Source organism: Micromonospora fluostatini (genome assembly GCF_050410825.1).
Taxonomy (GTDB): domain Bacteria; phylum Actinomycetota; class Actinomycetes; order Mycobacteriales; family Micromonosporaceae; genus Micromonospora; species Micromonospora rosaria.
The window spans coordinates 4516456-4532766 of the sequence record NZ_CP191251.1 but is presented as its reverse complement, the minus strand read 5'-3'; the positions used below and the strand labels follow the sequence as shown (position 1 = coordinate 4532766).

Sequence of the window (16311 nt, the reverse complement as noted above, 5' to 3'; positions counted from 1 at the left end):
GGTCCGGGCGTCAGCCGGCGGTACGGGCCACGCCGACCGGACAGCTCAGCCCGTTCGGGCCGTGGTTGCAGTACCCGTTCGGGTTCTTCGACGGCGCCAGGTACTGCTGGTGATACGTCTCCGCGAAGAAGTAGTCGCCCAGCCGGCCGATCTCGGTGGTGATGTCACCCTTGCCGGCCCGCGCCACGATCGGCGCGAACGCGTCCCGGGACGACTGCGCGGCGGCGAGTTGCTCGTCGGTGGTCGCGTAGATCGTCGACCGGTACTGGGTGCCGACGTCGTTGCCCTGCCGCATGCCCTGCGTCGGGTCGTGGTTCTCCCAGAAGACCTTGAGCAGGTCCTCGTAACTGATCGTCGCCGGGTCGTACACCACCTGCACCACCTCGGCGTGCCCGGTCATCCCCGAGCACACCTCCTCGTACGTCGGGTTCGGGGTGCTCCCGCCCGCGTAGCCGACGGAGGTGGTGATCACGCCGGGCAGGGTCCAGAACAGCCGCTCGGCGCCCCAGAAACAGCCCATGCCGAAGACCGCGACCTGGGCGCCCGCCGGGAACGGCCCCTTCAGCGGGGTACCCAGCACCTCGTGCCGGTCGGCGACCGGCATCGCCAGCGGCCGACCGGGCAGGGCCTGGTCCGGGGTGGGCAGATCGGCCTTCACTCGACGAAGGAACACGATGGGACTCCTCTCGTACCTCTCCCAGCCTGCAACACCGGGGAGTCCTGCATCCTTACCCGCCCACCCGGCTTACCCGCTCAGGGCGGCGGCGATCCGGGTGGCGTGCTCCCGTGCCTCGGCGTCGTCGGCGTACCGGGTCCGGGGCCAGAAGAAGCCGCGCAGCCCGTCCCCCTTTGTCCGGGGCACCACGTGGGTGTGCAGGTGCGGCACCGACTGGGACACCTTGTTGTTCATCGCCACGAACGTGCCACCGGCCCCCAGACCGGACTCCACCGCGAGCGCCACCCGTCGGACCAGTGCGAAGTACCCGGGCAGCGCCGCCGCCGGCAGGTCCCCGAGGGTCGCCAGGTGGGGGCGGGGCACCACCAGCACGTGCCCCCTGAAGACCGGTCGGGTGTCCAGGAACGCGACCCCGTCCGGCTCGTCGGTGACCCGGAACGCCGGGGTGTCCCCGGCCACGATCCCGCAGAACACGCACCCACTCATCCGGGCAGGCTAGCTCCGCGCGACCCCGGAGAGCCGGTTCGGGGCCCGGCCAGGCTGGAATGACTTGCTATGAAGTCTGAAAAAGTTCAGAATTGGCGGGTGGTGGCTACGAGGGAAGTTCAGTGGAGCGAATTGCAGCGCGATCCCAAGAGCGTGGCGGCACTGGCCGACTCGGGGGACGTACGGGTCCGCCGGCGGGACGGGGCCGCGTTGCTGTTGACCCGGGAGGATCGGATCGTGGCGGCCGGCGAGGGTGCGGTGGCCGCTGCCCGCGCTCTCCGCAATGCCCTGGCCCACCTGCCCCACGAGGTGGCCGTCGAGGTACTTACCGACGAGTTCCCCTGGCTCCGGCTGCTGCCGGAGGCGGATCTTCCCCAGTTCGTCTCCGACTTCGTCACCGCGGCACGGATCTCGGCCGATCTCGGTGAGTGGTCCGTCCTGGCACAGACGATCCGGGAGTGGCGGGCCACCGCCGCCGTCTACACCGATCCTGGTCTCGTCCGGGAGCTCAGCGAGCCGTTGTCGGAGGACCACGGCCCGGTGCCTGGCCCGACGGAGGCATGACGAGTGGCAGCCAAGCGCGGTGACCGGGTCGCACCGCCGGGACGGCCCGGCGGATGGGAGGCGCGTTTTGCGACCTCCGAGGCGGCGAAGGGCTGGGAGCAACTCTGCCAGTCGGCCCGGTCCAACACCTGGGAGGCGTGGGTCGTCCTCACCGAACGGCCCACCGAACCCGAGAACCCGGCACGGCAGCACCGGCTCAGGGGTGCTCTCGCCACCCGGCAGGTTGGTGGCCGGTCCCTGCTCCAGTGGCAGTACGAGGTGACCGCCGGTGGCCGGATCTGGTACTGCCCGGATCCGGAGCGACGTATCGTCTGGATCGTCGCGGCGGGGCCGTCGCATCCGAAGCTGACCGAGTAGGCGTTGCGGGTGGTGCGTCGTCGGGTACCCGCCCGAGGTGCGGGTGACCGGACTAGCGTGTCGGGAATGAGTCACGGCTTCGAGACACTCGCCATCCACGCCGGTCAGGAACCCGAGGCGCGGACCGGTGCGGTGATCCCCCCGATCTACCAGACCAGCACGTACGCCCAGGACGCCGTCGGCGCGCCCCGCCAGGGGTACGAGTACAGCCGCTCCGGCAACCCCACCCGGGACGCGCTCCAGGAGTGCCTGGCCGCGCTGGAGGGCGGCCAGGTCGGGCTGGCCTTCGCCAGTGGTCTGGCCGCCGAGGACACGGTGCTGCGGGGCGTGTGCGCCCCCGGTGACCACGTGGTGATCCCGGACGACGCGTACGGCGGCACGTACCGGCTCTTCGCCCGGGTCGCGCAGCGGTGGGGGCTGGCGTACACGCCGGCCAAGGTCTCCGACCCGGACGCGGTGCGGGCCGCGATCCGGCCCGGCAGCACGAAGATCGTCTGGATCGAGACGCCGACCAACCCGCTGCTCGGCATCGCCGACATCGCCGCCCTCGCCACCGTCGCGCACGACGCCGGGGCGTTGCTGGTGGTGGACAACACCTTCGCCTCGCCGTACCTCCAGCAGCCGCTCGCCCTGGGCGCGGACGTGGTGGTCCACTCGACCACCAAGTACGTCGGTGGGCACTCCGACGTGGTCGGTGGCGCGCTGGTGGTCGCGGACCCCGACCTCGGGGACGAACTGCGGTACCACCAGAACGCGATGGGCGCGATCAACGGCCCCTTCGACGCCTGGCTCACCCTGCGCGGCATCAAGACCCTCGGGGTACGGATGGACCGGCACTGCGACAACGCCGAACGGATCGCGTCCTACCTGGAGTCGCACCCGAAGGTGGCCCAGGTGCTCTACCCGGGCCTGCCGTCGCACCCCGGTCACGAGGTGGCCGCCAAGCAGATGCGCCGGTTCGGCGGCATGATCTCGTTCCGGGCCACCGGCGGCGAGGAGCACGCCGTCGAGATCTGCAACCGGGCGCGGCTCTTCGTCCTCGCCGAGTCGCTCGGCGGGGTGGAATCCCTGATCGAGCACCCGGGGCGGATGACACACGCAAGTGCCGCCGGCTCGCCGCTTGAAGTTCCCGCCGATCTCGTGCGACTGTCTGTCGGCATCGAGACGGTCGAGGACCTGCTCGCCGACCTGGAGCAGGCGCTGGGCTGACCGCTGGCTGGGGAGGGTGGCAGTGCCGGACATCATGCCGACGACCTGGGTCGGGGCGACCGCCAAACAGATCGCCCGGGGCGTGCGGCGGGGTGACGTCTCCGCCACCCAGGTCGTCGCCGACCATCTCGACCACATCGCCCGGGCCGACGCCGGCCTCGCCGCGTTCCGTACGGTCCGTGGCGGCGAGGCGGTCACCGAGGCGGAGAAGGTCGACGAGCAGGACGACCTGGCGAACCTGCCGCTGGCCGGGGTGCCGGTCGCGGTCAAGGAGAACACCCCGGTCGCCGGCCTGCCCACCTGGAACGGGTCGGCGGCGGTGCGGACCGGCGTCGCCGAGGCCGACCACGAGGTGGTCCGGCGGCTGCGCGGCGCCGGCGCGGTGATCCTCGGGGTGACCCGGATGCCGGAGCTGGGCCTCTGGGGGATCACCGACGAGGGGCCCACGGTCACCCGCAACCCCTGGGACCCGGCGCGGACCCCCGGCGGCTCCTCCGGCGGGGCCGCCGCCGCGGTCGCCGCCGGGCTGGTGCCGATCGCGCACGGCAACGACGGGCTCGGCTCGATCCGCATCCCGGCGGCCTGCTGCGGGCTGGTCGGGCTCAAGCCCGGCCGGGGCGTGGTCCCCTGCCAGCTCGGCGCGGAGGACTGGTTCGGCCTCACCGAGCACGGCATGCTCGCCACCACCGTCGCCGACGCGGCGGTCGGCTTCGCCATCCTGGCCGGTCGCCGGCCGGAGAAGCTGGTCCCGCCGCAGCGGCTGCGGGTGGGGGTCTCGCTGCGCTCCCCGGTGCGCGGCGTGCACCCCGACGCGCCGAACCGGGACGCGGTCACCGCCGCCGGCCGGCTGCTCGCCGCCGCCGGGCACGACGCGGTGCCGGCCGACCCGGTGTACCCGACCGCGCTCGGCCTCCAGGGGCTGGCGACCTGGTTCGCGGCGGCGGCGGCCGACGTGCGGGCCGCCGGGATCGACCGGAGCAGCCTGCAACGGCGCAGCCGCCGGCACGTCGCGCTCGGCGACTGGGCGCAGCGCCGGGGGTACGTGCGGGAGGCCGACCGGGCCGCCTGGCGGGAGCGGTCGATCGGGTTCTTCACCGACCACTCGGTGGACCTGCTGCTCACCCCCGCGCTGGCCAGCGCCCCGCCGGAGGCCGGCGGCTGGTCGGGCCGGTCCTGGCGGTCGAACCTGCTGACCAACATCCGGTACGCCCCGTACGCCGCGCCCTGGAACGTCGCCGGCCTGCCCGCGATCGTGGTGCCGGTCGGCCGCCGGCCGGACGGCCTGCCGGTGGCGGTGCAGCTCGTCGGCCCACCCGGTTCGGAACTGCTGCTGCTCGGGGTCGCCGGGCAGTTCGAGTTGGCCGCCCCCTGGCCCCGGCACGCCCCCGGCTACCCACGGGTGGCGGCCACGACCTCCTGACCGGCCTCGGCCGGTGTGGTGCGACCATCGGGGGCATGACGGAACTGGTCGGTCTCGACGACGTCCGGGCGGCCCGGGAACTGCTCACCGGCGTCACCCGGGTCACCCCGCTGGAGCCTTCCCGCCCGCTGAGCGCGGCGCTCGCCGGGCCGGTCTGGCTCAAGTGCGAGAACGTGCAGCGCGCCGGGTCGTACAAGGTGCGCGGGGCGTACGTGCGGATCTCCCGGCTCTCGGCGCAGGAGAAGGCGCGGGGGGTGGTCGCGGCCAGCGCCGGCAACCACGCCCAGGGGGTCGCGCTCGCCGCCGGCCTGCTCGGCACCCACGCCACGGTCTTCATGCCGGTGAACGCGCCGCTGCCGAAGGTCGCCGCCACCAAGGGGTACGGCGCCCAGATCGAACTGGTCGGCAACACCGTCGACGAGTCCCTGGTGGCCGCCCGCAGCTACGCCGAGCGGACCGGGGCGGTGCTGATCCACCCGTTCGACCACCGGGACGTGATCGCCGGCCAGGGCACGGTGGCGCTGGAGATCCTCGAACAGTGCCCGGACGTGCAGACCATCGTCACCGGGGTCGGCGGGGGCGGCCTGATCTCCGGGATCGCGGTGGCGGCGAAGGCGCTGCGCCCGCAGGTACGGGTGATCGGGGTGCAGGCGGCCAGCGCGGCGGCGTACCCGCCCTCGCTCGCGGCCGGCATGCCGGTGCCGCTGTCGGCCTTCGCCACGATCGCCGACGGCATCGCGGTCGGTTGCCCGGGGGAGATCACCTTCGAGCACGTCCGCAAGCTGGTCGACGAGATCGTCACGGTCACCGAGGAGGACATCTCCCGGGCGCTGCTGATGCTGCTGGAACGGGGCAAGCAGGTGGTCGAGCCGGCCGGCGCGGCCGGCGTCGCGGCGCTGCTGGCCGGGGTGGTCGAGGTGCGGACGCCGACGGTCGCGGTGCTCTCCGGCGGCAACATCGACCCGCTGCTGATGCTCCGGGTGATCGAGCACGGGCTCGCCGCCGCCGGCCGCTACCTGCGGGTGACGGTGCGCTGCTCGGACCGGCCCGGCCAACTCGCCTCGCTGCTCACCCAGATCGCCGAGCACCGGGCGAACGTGGTCGACGTGGTGCACCAGCGGGCGACCCCGCACCTGCGGCTCGGCGAGGTGGAGGTGGCGCTGTCGGTGGAGACCCGTGGGGTGGAGCACTCCGACACGCTGATCGGCGCGTTGCGGGCCAGCGGGTACCAGGTGGGGCTGCTCGGCGAGTCCTGAGGCGGCCTCTCCGGCGCTCCGGCCCGGTCCGGCCGGCCCGGCTCAAGCAGGTGAGTGTTGGCCCTTTCGAACTGCCCCGCCAAGAGGACCTGTCGCTGGCGGAGGCGACCTCCGCTCGATGTCCGGCGCGCTTCGCCGATCGTGTCGGATTCGGGTTGTCTGTCGCCAGGAACAGCAACTGCTGTTCGACCTGCACCGCCGGTCGGTGCCGAGCGCCTGCCCGTCGTTCGGTCCTGCCCCGTCGACAGGGGCAGCTCGAAAGGGCGGCCGAAGGCACCTTCCTCCTCCGCACGGACCAGGCGGGCACCGGCCAGCCCGGCGGAAGCGGAGGAGAGCGGCCGGGAAGCGGCAGGGCAGCCGACCCGGTGGTCGACCGCCCTGCCGTACGGAGTGGGCACCCTGTCGGGTGCGGCCGGGACCGTTGTCAGCCGGAGAACGGCTCGAAGCTCACCACGGTCACCTTGATGTCGGCGCCGCTGGGCGCCGTGTAGGTGACGGTCTGACCGGACCGGGTGCCCAGGATCGCCTGACCGAGGGCCGACTCCGGGCTGTAGACGGTCAGGTCGGTGGTGGAGGAGATCTCCCGCGACCCGAGCAGGAAGGTCTCGGTGTCGTCGGCGTCGTCGTCGAAGTAGATGGTCACCACCATGCCGGGCGCCACCGCGTCGGTGCTGGGCGCCTCGCCCACCTGCGCGGTACGCAGGAGCTCCTTGAGGTAGAGGATGCGCCCCTCCTGCTTGCCCTGCTCCTCCCGTGCGGCGTGGTAGCCACCGTTCTCCCGCAGGTCGCCCTCCTCGCGCCGAGCGTTGATCTCGGCGGCGATGACCGGACGCGCCGCGATCAGCTCGTCCAGCTCGGCCTTGAGGCGGTCGTACGCGTCCTGGGACAGCCAGGTGGCGGGCGCCGTGTTGTCAGTGGTGGACACAGGCGGTCTCCTCAGTTGTGCGGTACTGGCTGACAGGTGAATTTCCAAGTTACCAGTGCCGCGCACCCGAGGGTGTCGTCGATCACCAGCCGTACCGGGGCAACCTACCCGTGGTACCGCTGTGCACCAGGCCGTCCGGGCCGCTCAGGCGGGCTGTCGGCAGCGCATCACCTCACCGATGAACGGCCGGGCGGTGGTGGTGAGCCGGTGCCGGGTGGTGACCTGTCGCTCGCCGGGGTCGGCGGTCACCGTCACCTGCTCCCGGGCCACCTCGGCGCCGGCCCGGTCCCGGGCCCGCAGCACGCAGACGGCGGAGCCGCCCGCCGGCACGGTGACCCGGAAGTCGACCAGGATCTCCGCGTCGGTGATCCCGGTGTACGTGATCACCTCGGCGTCGTACGCCGGGTCGCCGTACCGCTGGTAGTCGCGGACCGCGACCAGGGTCAGGCCCGTCAGCATGCCGACCAGGATGAGCCCGACGAGCAGGGTGCGGCGGCGCCGGGCGGGGGCGCGGCGGTGGCCGTAGCGCCCGGGTGGGAAGACGGGGGCGCCGGAAGGAATTGTGGCGTGCGTCTCGGTCACCGGCGGGTATCTCCTGGCGTTGTTGTCGGTGGCATCGGCAAGAATGGCTAGAGTCCATCTTCCCAGCCCGGTCCGGCATCAAGGATGGCAGGTCAGTACGGCTGTCGTCACAGTGAGGTCGTCGCAGTGCGGTTGTCACAGTGCGGTTGTCGTTGCGGGCGGGGCCGACCGGCGGGCACAGACGAGGAGCCCTGACGTTGGCAGACCAACTGCGTCTCATGGCCGTCCACGCGCACCCCGACGACGAGTCGAGTAAGGGCGCCGCGACCACCGCGAAGTACGTCGCCGAGGGTGTGGACGTCCTGGTCGTGACGTGTACCGGCGGGGAACGTGGGAGCGTGCTCAACCCCAAGCTCGACCGGCCCGAGGTGTGGGCCGACATCGCCAACATCCGCCGGGGCGAGATGGACGCCGCACGTGCCATCCTCGGCGTCGACCAGGCCTGGCTGGGCTTCGTGGACTCGGGGCTGCCCGAGGGTGACCCGCTGCCGCCGCTGCCGGAGGGCTGCTTCGGGCTCCAGGACGTCGAGGTGGCGGCGGGGCCCCTGGTGCGCCTGATGCGGCAGTTCCGTCCGCACGTCGTCACCACGTACGACGAGGAGGGCGGCTACCCGCACCCCGACCACATCATGTGCCACCGGGTGAGCGTGGCCGCGTTCGAGGCGGCCGGCGACCCGGCGCGCTACCCGGAGCTGGGCGAGCCCTGGCAGCCGCTGAAGCTCTACTACGACATCGGCTTCTCCAAGGCCAAGATCATGGCGCTGCACGAGGGGATGCTCGCCGCCGGCCTCGACTCGCCGTACGACGAGTGGCTCAAGCGCTGGGAGGACCGGCCGGACAAGGGCCCCCGGATCACCACCCGGGTGGAGTGCGCCGAGTACTTCCCGGTCCGCGACGACGCGCTGCGCGCCCACGCCACCCAGGTCGACCCGGACGGCTTCTGGTTCCACGTGCCGATGGAGCTCCAGCAGCGCGCCTGGCCGACGGAGGACTTCCAGCTCGCCAGGTCCCTGGTCGACAGCCCGCTGCCCGAGTCCGACCTGTTCGCCGGGATCCGCGAGACCACCCGTGCCCGCTGATCCGGGGCCGGGGCTACCCTGGTGACCAGCCGTACCACGGAGGGAACCATGCTGACCGCCGCCCAGGTGCTCGCACAGAACAACTTCGGCAACACCCGCACGGGTGGGCTGGCCGGGCCGATGGGCCTCTTCATCATCCTCGCGCTGGCCGCCATCACCGTGCTGCTGATCCGCAACATGAACGCGCGGCTGCGCCGGCTGCCCCCCAGCTTCGCCGACGCGGCGGTGCCGGCAGAGGCGTCCCGGGCGGAGGCGTCAGTCCTCGATCCGACAGACGGAGGTTCCCCACAGGAATCCTCACCGAAAGCCGCCAAGGCGCATCAGCAGCACCGGAACGGGTAGTTCACTCGTGATTCACGCCGAACCGGATGGTCGCCCCCTGTTGCGACCATCCGGTTTGGCTTAGCCTTCCGCCGGGGGGACCAGACGTTCCCCGTGCCGTGCGCGGAAGGGGGCGCCGATGACACTCACCGCACCGGCCGCCCGCCGGGCCGCTGGGCGACCGGCCGAGGGAGGAGTTCGGTGACCTCCGACCGGGCCGGCGATCCGCTCGACCGGCTCGGGTTGCGCGGCACGCCGCCGCGCGTCCTGCTGCTCACCGTCGCGGTCCTGCTGACCGCGGTGACGACCGCCGTGGTCGGGCTGACCCTCCCCACCGGCCTGCCCCCGGACGATCCCCTGCCCGGCGCCGCCCGCTTCGGGATCGCCGTGGCCGCCTTCGCGGTGGCCCAGTTGGCCCGGCTGCGCTTCCGCACCTCGGCCGGCATGGTCAGCATCACCTGGGGCGAGGCCGCCCTGATCGTCTGCCTGTACCTGGTGCCCGCCGGCTGGCTGCCGTCGGCGGCGCTGCTCGGCGCCGGACTGGCCTGGTGGGGGATGTCGGTCGCCAGCGACCGCCGCCCGCTGGTCGAGATCGTCCGCATCGCCGCCTCGCTCTCGGCGGCGACCGCGCTGGCCGCCTCGGTGGCGACCGCGCTGGGCCGGCCGCTGCTCGCCGGGCCCACCCCCGGGCTGGCGCTGGCCCTGATCGCCGGATCGGTGGCGTACCTGCTGGTCACGGCCTGGCTGGGCGGGGTCATGCTCGGCCTGCGGCACAGCATGCCGATCGGTACGCCGCTGCTGGCCGCGCTCCGGGGCAAGCTGCTGATGTTCGTCGGCAACATCGTCGTCGGCCTGGTCGTGGTGGCGCTGCTGGAGATCGACGCGCGCTGGCTGCTGCTGCTCCCGCCGCTGCTCTGGCTGCTCCAGCAGACCTACCGGCACCGGCTCAAAGCCGACCAGGAGCGCCGGACCTGGCGGGCGTTCGCCGAGGCCACCGCCGCCCTCAACCAGCTGGAGGAACGCGGCGTCGCCACCGCGGCGGCCACCGGCGCGCTCAACCTCTTCGGCGCGGAGACGGTCGAGGTGCACGTGGCCCGCCCCGACGGCCACTGGCGGCGGTACCGGTGCGACGCCGGCGGGCAGGTCACCGACCGGGACGTCGACCCGCCGCGCCGGCGTGACCCGGACGAGCACGAGCTGTTCCGGCCGCTCGCCGTCGGCTCGGCCGAGGTCGGCGAGCTGCGCCTGTTCTTCCCCCGCTCGGCGCCGCCCGGGCCCCGGGAGCGGGACGCCGTCGCCGCGTTCGGCGACGCCCTCGCGGCGGCCCTGCACGACGCGGCGACGCACCGGGAACTGCGCCTGGTGACCGAACGGTCGTCGTACGAGGCGGTGCACGACCCGCTCACCGGACGGCTCAACCGGGCGGCCATGCTCAGCCAGGGTGACCAGGCGTTGCGGCAGTTGGCCCACGAGCACCCGGTGGCGCTGCTGCTGCTCGACATCAACCAGTTCAAGGAGGTCAACGACACCCTCGGGCACGCGGCCGGCGACCAGTTGCTGCGGCTGACCGCCGACCGGCTGGGGACGCTGACCCGCGCCGACGAACTGCTCGGGCGGCTCGGCGGGGACGAGTTCGCCCTGCTGGTGACGTCCGCCCCGGTGGTCGGCGACCGGTCCGCCCCGCTGACGTACGCGCTGCGCCGGGCCCGGGAGATCGCCGAGCGGCTCGCCGCGCCGACCGAGGTGGCGGGCGTACGGATGTCCGTCGAGGTCTCCGTCGGGGTGGTGGTGGCCGCCGCCGGCACCGCCGACCTGACCGAGCTGCTGCGCCGCGCCGACATCGCCATGTACCAGGCCAAGGGCGGGGGCGGCAGCATCGCCGCGTACGACAGCGCCCGGGACGCGGCCAGCACCGACCAGCTCGCCCTGCTCGCCGAGCTGCGCGAGGCGCTCGCCGCCGACGACCAGCTCGTGCTGGCGTTGCAGCCGGCGGTGGACCTGGCCACCGGGGCGCCGACCGGGGTGGAGGCGCTGATCCGCTGGCAGCACCCGCGCCGGGGCTGGCTGAACCCGGCCGAGTTCATCCGCCCGGTGGAGCACAGCGAGCAGCTCGGCACGTTCACCCGGTACGTGCTGGACAAGGCGCTCGCCGTGGCCGCCGGCTGGGCCCGGGAGGGGCTGGACGTCCCCATCTCGGTGAACCTCTCGGCGCGCAGCCTGCTGGACGCCCGGCTGCCGGCCGACATCGCCGAGCTGCTGCGCCGGCACCAGGTTCCGGCGCACCGGCTGGTCCTGGAGATCACCGAGACGGTGGTGATGAGCGAGCTGGAGATCATCGACGAGGTGCTGGCCACCCTGCGCACGATGGGGGTCCAGCTCGCGGTGGACGACTTCGGCACCGGCTTCTCGTCGCTGACCTTCCTGACCCGGATCACCGTGGACGAGCTGAAGGTGGACCGCTCCTTCGTGATCCGGATGGCCGACTCCCCGGAGGCGGCGGCCATCGTCCGGACCACCGTCGGGCTCGCCCACGAGTTGGGGCTGCGGGTGGTCGCCGAGGGGGTGGAGACCGCCGAGCAGCGGCTCGCCCTGACCGAGCTGGGCTGCACCGCCGCCCAGGGGTACCACTTCTTCAAGCCCATGCCGGCGGACAAGATCAGCGCGGTGCTCGGGCAGTTGATCGACACCTCCCGCCCCAACGTGCTGCCGCTGCGCGCCGACGGCGCCTCCTGACCGGTCGCCCCCACCCGGCGTGACCCGGGGTGCCGGTGGCGCTGTTCGTCATCCTTTCGAGCTGCCCTCACGCACGGGGCGCCCCGTGCCTGAGGGCAGCTCGAAAGGCTCTCCAGGTCGGTGCCGCCGCCGACGGGGTGCCCCCGTCGGCGGCGGGTCCTGCCGGCGGCGGGTCCTGTCGCGCCGGGTCGGCTGCGGGTCAGCCCCGGGGCAGCACGTCGTCGACCACGCCGGGCAGGGTGGCCCAGTCGGCGGAGGCGATGGTGGCGTGCGCGCGGGCGAGCTGCGCCACCCGGGCGGCGGCGGCCCCGGCGTCGTCGCCCACCGCCGGAGGCACCTTCTGCGCGTCGGTCATCACCAGCAGGTAGTGGTTGCGGTGGTACCAGGAGGTGTCGATCCCGCCGGTGACGTAGGCGGTCGCGTCGCCGTCGAAGACCACGAACCAGGGGCGCAGGGCGGTCTCGGCGTACCGGGTGCGGGGGTCGCCGGCCTGGGCCCGGTGCACGGCGGGGAAGGCCCGGGCCGAGCCGAGGGCGCCGGCGGCGGCCAGGGCGACCAGGTGGCGGGCGTACTCGACGTCGGTCCAGAGGGTGTCGGTCGGGTTGCTCTGCTCGACGGTGCCGGGGATCAGGTGGACGATCGCCTTCCCGGCGAGCTGGGCCCGGGTGGGCCAGGCGTCGGCCCGTGCCGCCGCGTCCAGGGTGGGGTGGTTGCCGAGCAGGTCGGCGGGGCGGAACACCCGGTCGCCGAGACGGGCGGCGAGCAGCGCGTCGAGCTGGGCGGGCCCCTGCCCGGTCCGGCTGCTGAATCCGGTCTTCAGCTCGATCTTGACGTGCAGCGGGCCGGCGTCGGGGTGGGCGGCCAGCCAGAGCCGGATGTTGTCCAGGCAGTGCTCCAGGTTCCGGTTCCGGGTGCCGGTGTAGAGCTGGGCGGCGCTGGACGCCTGGACGCAGTTGTTGTCGTTGCCGAGCGGGTTGGAGTGGCTGACCCGCCACACCCGGCTGATGATGTCCGGCCAGATGTCCAGCTCGATCATGCCGGGCCGGGCGTCCAGTGCCTGTGCCAGGTACGGGTAGGTGGCCCGCTCGTACGCGTTGTGGGTGCCGACGGTGGTGGTGGCCGAGACCCGGGCGGCCGGGTCGGCGGCGGCCGACGCGGGTGTGGCGGCGAGGACCGCCGCGACCACCGCGACCGAGGTGATCGCGGCCAGGGGACGGGTACCGCGCATGGGCTCCTCCTTCGACGCGCCGGCGACCTGCCCGCCGGGCCATGCGCCGATATAAATCGATGAACGTGAACGAAGGAAGGCCTCGGCGGGGACAACGGGGGAGCGCACGGAGCCGCCGTCGGGTGGATATGGTCGTCGGGTGAACCGACTCGCCAGCGCCACCAGCCCCTACCTGCTCCAGCACGCCGACAACCCCGTGGACTGGTGGCCCTGGTGCGACGAGGCGTTCGCCGAGGCGAAACGGCGCGACGTGCCGGTGCTGATCTCGGTCGGGTACGCGGCCTGCCACTGGTGCCACGTGATGGCCCACGAGTCCTTCGAGGACGAGGCGGTCGGCGCGCTGATCGACGCGGGCTTCGTGGCGATCAAGGTGGACCGGGAGGAGCGCCCCGACGTCGACGCCGTCTACATGACCGCCACCCAGGCGATGACCGGGCAGGGCGGCTGGCCGATGACGGTCTTCGCCACCCCGGACGGCACCCCGTTCTTCTGCGGCACGTACTTCCCGAAGCCGAACTTCGTCCGGCTGCTGGAGTCGGTCGGCACCGCCTGGCGGGAGCAGCGGGAGGCCGTGCTCAAGCAAGGCGCCGCGGTGGTCGAGGCGATCGGGGGCGCGCAGGCCGTGGGCGGCCCCACCGCGCCCCTCACCGCCGACCTGCTCGACGCCGCCGCCGGCCAGCTCGCCCGGGAGTACGACCGGGAGAACGGCGGCTTCGGTGGCGCGCCGAAGTTCCCGCCGCACATGAACCTGCTCTTCCTGCTCCGCCACCACCAGCGCACCGGCTCGGCGGAGAGCCTGGAGATCGTCCGGCACACCTGCGAGGCGATGGCCCGGGGCGGCATCCACGACCAGCTCGCCGGCGGGTTCGCCCGGTACGCGGTGGACGGGCACTGGACGGTGCCGCACTTCGAGAAGATGCTCTACGACAACGCCCTGCTGCTGCGGGTCTACACCCAGCTCTGGCGGCTCACCGGGGACCCGATGGCCAAGCGGGTGGCCCGGGACGTGGCCCGCTTCCTCGCCGACGAGCTGCACAAGCCGGGCGAGGGCTTCGCCTCCGCGCTGGACGCCGACACCGAGGGCGTCGAGGGGCTCACCTACGCCTGGACCCCCGCCCAGCTCGTCGAGGTGCTGGGCGAGTCCGACGGTCGCTGGGCCGCCGACCTCTTCGCCGTCACCGAGGCCGGCACCTTCGAACACGGCACGAGCGTGCTGCGGCTGGCCCGGGACGTCGACGACGCCGACCCCGAGGTGCGCCGCCGCTGGCAGGAGGTGGTCAGCCGGTTGCTGGTGGCCCGGGACGGTCGTCCCCAGCCGGCCCGCGACGACAAGGTGGTGGCCGCCTGGAACGGGTTGGCGGTGACCGCGCTCGCCGAGTTCGTCCGCCTCGTCGAGACGCAGACCACGGGCGGGACCGGCACGGCTGCCGCAGCCGGGCTCGGCGGCGAGGACAACGTGCTCGCCGGGGTGGCCATCGTCGCCGACGGGGCCCTGCGGGACACCGCCGAGCACCTGGCCCGGGTGCACGTGGTCGACGGCCGGCTGCGCCGGGTCTCCCGCGACGGCGTGGTCGGGGCGCCGGCCGGGGTGCTGGAGGACTACGGAGCCGTGGCCGAGGCGTTCTGCGCCATGCACCAGCTCACCGGGGAGGGCCGGTGGCTGGCGCTGGCCGGCCAGCTCCTGGACACCGCGCTGGCCCGCTTCGCCGCCCCCAACGGGGGGTTCTACGACACCGCCGACGACGCCGAGCAGCTCGTCACCCGGCCCGCCGACCCGACCGACAACGCCACCCCGTCCGGGCGCTCGGCGGTCGCGGCGGCGCTGGTCACGTACGCCGCGCTGACCGGGGAGAACCGCTACCGGGAGGCCGCCGAGGCCGCCCTGGCCACGATCGCCCCGATCGCCGCCCGGCACGCCCGCTTCACCGGGTACGCGGCCACCGTCGGGGAGGCGCTGCTGTCGGGCCCGTACGAGATCGCGGTGGCGACCGACGACCCGGCCGGTGACCCGCTGGTCGCGGCGGCGCTCCGGCACGCCCCACCCGGGGCGGTGCTGGTCGCCGGCCGCCCGGACCAGCCCGGGGTGCCGCTGCTCGCCGACCGCCCGGCCCGCGACGGGCGACCCACGGCGTACGTCTGCCGGGGTTTCGTCTGTCAGCGTCCGGTCGGCACCGTCGACGACCTGCGCGCCCAGTTGGAAGGAGGGGCCCCCTCTTAACCCATACGGTCGAGAAGGGGCCCCTTCTCACACCCCGGCCCACCTCCGACGAGAGGCGGCCGGGGACGCCGTTAGGCTTGCGCACGAGATGGACACGCGAACCGGTCTTCCTGTAGTCGGCATGGTGGGGGGCGGCCAACTGGCCCGGATGACCCACCAGGCCGCGATCGCCCTCGGCCAGTCCCTGCGCGTGCTCGCGCAGGCCCCGGACGACGGCGCCGCCCTGGTCGCCGCCGACGTGCAGTACGGCGACCACACCGACCTCGCCGCCCTGCGCACCTTCGCCAAGGGCTGCGACGTGGTCACCTTCGACCACGAGCACGTGCCGACCGAGCACATCCGGGCCCTCGCCGCCGAGCAGGTGAAGCTCTTCCCGCCGGCCGACGCGCTGGTGCACGCCCAGGACAAGCAGGTCATGCGGGAGCGTCTCGGCACCCTGGGCGCGCCGAACCCGGCCTGGCGACCGGTGACCGAGCCGGCCGACCTGGTCGCCCTCGGCGACGCGCAGGGCTGGCCGGTGATGCTCAAGGCCGCCCGGGGCGGGTACGACGGCCGGGGCGTCTGGCTGGTCGACGACGCCGCGCAGGCCACCGAGCTGGCCACCACCCTGCTCGCCGGGGGTACCCGGTTGATCGTCGAGGAGCGGGTGGCGCTGCGCCGGGAGCTGGCGGTGCAGGTGGCCCGGTCCCCGTTCGGGCAGGTCGCCGCGTACCCGGTGGTGGAGACGGTGCAGGTCGACGGCATCTGCGTCGAGGTGCTGGCCCCCGCTCCCGGGCTGGCCGAGGAGGTCGCGGTCGCCGCCCAGCAGCTCGCCATCGACCTGGCCACCGCGCTCGGCGTGGTCGGCCTGCTCGCGGTGGAGCTCTTCGAGACCCCGACCGGGCTGGTCGTCAACGAGCTGGCGATGCGCCCGCACAACTCCGGGCACTGGACCATCGAGGGGGCCCGGACCTCGCAGTTCGAGCAGCACCTGCGGGCGGTCCTCGACTACCCGATGGGGGACACCGCGCTCACCGCGCCGGTGGTGGTGATGGCGAACGTGCTCGGCGGCGCGCCGGGTGGCATCTCCATCGACGAGCGGCTGCACCACCTCTTCGCCGCCGAGCCGGGCGCCAAGGTCCACCTGTACGGCAAGCAGGCGCGCCCCGGCCGCAAGATCGGGCACGTCACGGTGCTCGGCGACGACCTGGCCGACGTCCGGGCGCGGGCCGCACGCGCCGCCCGCTGGCTGCGGGACGGTACCGAGTGAGCGAGGGA

The 16311-nt window shown here is 73.6% G+C and carries 15 protein-coding genes; 10 read left to right on the top strand and 5 right to left on the bottom strand.

Annotated elements, in window-relative coordinates:
- Positions 1-10: 10 nt before the first annotated feature.
- Together msrA and ACQUFX_RS19775 are read right to left on the bottom strand one after the other, a co-directional pair.
- On the bottom strand, positions 11-673 hold the full coding sequence (gene msrA, locus ACQUFX_RS19780) for a peptide-methionine (S)-S-oxide reductase MsrA (protein ID WP_428961843.1): 663 nt from the start codon (positions 671-673) through the stop codon (positions 11-13).
- A 72-nt stretch (positions 674-745) separates the two neighbouring features.
- The gene (locus ACQUFX_RS19775; protein ID WP_428961842.1) at positions 746-1162 is read right to left on the bottom strand and encodes an HIT family protein; all 417 of its coding nucleotides are present in this window, start codon (positions 1160-1162) and stop codon (positions 746-748) included.
- A 132-nt stretch (positions 1163-1294) separates the two neighbouring features.
- On the opposite strand from ACQUFX_RS19775, the gene ACQUFX_RS19770 reads away from it, so the two are divergent.
- The 5 genes from ACQUFX_RS19770 (at position 1295) to ilvA (ending at position 5968) form a co-directional block, all read left to right on the top strand.
- Positions 1295-1726: a hypothetical protein gene (locus ACQUFX_RS19770; RefSeq protein WP_428961841.1), complete on the top strand. Its 432-nt coding sequence runs from the start codon at positions 1295-1297 to the stop codon at positions 1724-1726.
- Between the two features lie 3 nt (positions 1727-1729).
- A complete protein-coding gene (locus tag ACQUFX_RS19765; protein WP_428961840.1) occupies positions 1730-2083 on the top strand; it encodes a hypothetical protein in 354 nt (117 codons plus the stop codon).
- A 66-nt stretch (positions 2084-2149) separates the two neighbouring features.
- Positions 2150-3292, top strand: coding sequence for a cystathionine gamma-synthase (locus ACQUFX_RS19760; protein ID WP_428961839.1), 1143 nt, complete (start codon positions 2150-2152; stop codon positions 3290-3292).
- A gap of 16 nt (positions 3293-3308) precedes the next feature.
- Positions 3309-4712: an amidase gene (locus tag ACQUFX_RS19755; protein ID WP_428961838.1), complete on the top strand. Its 1404-nt coding sequence runs from the start codon at positions 3309-3311 to the stop codon at positions 4710-4712.
- Between the two features lie 35 nt (positions 4713-4747).
- Positions 4748-5968 (top strand): threonine ammonia-lyase, encoded by a 1221-nt coding sequence (ilvA, locus tag ACQUFX_RS19750; RefSeq protein ID WP_428961837.1) that lies wholly within the window; start codon positions 4748-4750, stop codon positions 5966-5968.
- 424 nt (positions 5969-6392) lie between these two features.
- On the opposite strand, the gene greA is transcribed toward ilvA, so the two are convergent.
- A complete protein-coding gene (gene greA / locus ACQUFX_RS19745; protein ID WP_067364635.1) occupies positions 6393-6893 on the bottom strand; it encodes a transcription elongation factor GreA in 501 nt (166 codons plus the stop codon).
- A 144-nt stretch (positions 6894-7037) separates the two neighbouring features.
- Positions 7038-7475, bottom strand: a complete 438-nt coding sequence (locus ACQUFX_RS19740) for a DUF4307 domain-containing protein (RefSeq protein ID WP_428961836.1) — start codon at positions 7473-7475, stop codon at positions 7038-7040.
- A 197-nt stretch (positions 7476-7672) separates the two neighbouring features.
- On the opposite strand from ACQUFX_RS19740, the gene mca reads away from it, so the two are divergent.
- The 3 genes from mca to ACQUFX_RS19725 all read left to right on the top strand — a co-directional run bounded on the left by mca (position 7673) and on the right by ACQUFX_RS19725 (position 11608).
- Complete coding sequence (gene mca / locus ACQUFX_RS19735) at positions 7673-8554, top strand: mycothiol conjugate amidase Mca (RefSeq protein WP_428961835.1); 882 nt, start codon at positions 7673-7675, stop codon at positions 8552-8554.
- 48 nt (positions 8555-8602) lie between these two features.
- The gene (locus ACQUFX_RS19730; RefSeq protein ID WP_428961834.1) at positions 8603-8896 is read left to right on the top strand and encodes a hypothetical protein; all 294 of its coding nucleotides are present in this window, start codon (positions 8603-8605) and stop codon (positions 8894-8896) included.
- A gap of 180 nt (positions 8897-9076) precedes the next feature.
- Complete coding sequence (locus tag ACQUFX_RS19725) at positions 9077-11608, top strand: putative bifunctional diguanylate cyclase/phosphodiesterase (protein ID WP_428961833.1); 2532 nt, start codon at positions 9077-9079, stop codon at positions 11606-11608.
- Positions 11609-11807: 199 nt separating this feature from the next.
- Here the strand turns inward: ACQUFX_RS19725 and ACQUFX_RS19720 are convergent, their stop codons facing one another.
- Positions 11808-12836, bottom strand: coding sequence for a phosphatidylinositol-specific phospholipase C domain-containing protein (locus tag ACQUFX_RS19720; RefSeq protein ID WP_428961832.1), 1029 nt, complete (start codon positions 12834-12836; stop codon positions 11808-11810).
- Positions 12837-12975: 139 nt separating this feature from the next.
- On the opposite strand from ACQUFX_RS19720, the gene ACQUFX_RS19715 reads away from it, so the two are divergent.
- Together ACQUFX_RS19715 and ACQUFX_RS19710 are read left to right on the top strand one after the other, a co-directional pair.
- Positions 12976-15054 (top strand): thioredoxin domain-containing protein, encoded by a 2079-nt coding sequence (locus tag ACQUFX_RS19715; protein ID WP_428961831.1) that lies wholly within the window; start codon positions 12976-12978, stop codon positions 15052-15054.
- Between the two features lie 88 nt (positions 15055-15142).
- On the top strand, positions 15143-16303 hold the full coding sequence (locus ACQUFX_RS19710; RefSeq protein ID WP_428961830.1) for a 5-(carboxyamino)imidazole ribonucleotide synthase: 1161 nt from the start codon (positions 15143-15145) through the stop codon (positions 16301-16303).
- Positions 16304-16311 lie beyond the last annotated feature (8 nt).

Coding starts and splice junctions, on each gene's coding strand:
- ACQUFX_RS19775 (WP_428961842.1), bottom strand. CDS start 1,162: ATGAGTGGGTGCGTGTTCTGCGGGATCGTGGCCGGGGACACCCCGGCG.
- ACQUFX_RS19760 (WP_428961839.1), top strand. CDS start 2,150: ATGAGTCACGGCTTCGAGACACTCGCCATCCACGCCGGTCAGGAACCC.
- ilvA (WP_428961837.1), top strand. CDS start 4,748: ATGACGGAACTGGTCGGTCTCGACGACGTCCGGGCGGCCCGGGAACTG.
- ACQUFX_RS19730 (WP_428961834.1), top strand. CDS start 8,603: ATGCTGACCGCCGCCCAGGTGCTCGCACAGAACAACTTCGGCAACACC.
- ACQUFX_RS19720 (WP_428961832.1), bottom strand. CDS start 12,836: ATGCGCGGTACCCGTCCCCTGGCCGCGATCACCTCGGTCGCGGTGGTC.
- ACQUFX_RS19710 (WP_428961830.1), top strand. CDS start 15,143: ATGGACACGCGAACCGGTCTTCCTGTAGTCGGCATGGTGGGGGGCGGC.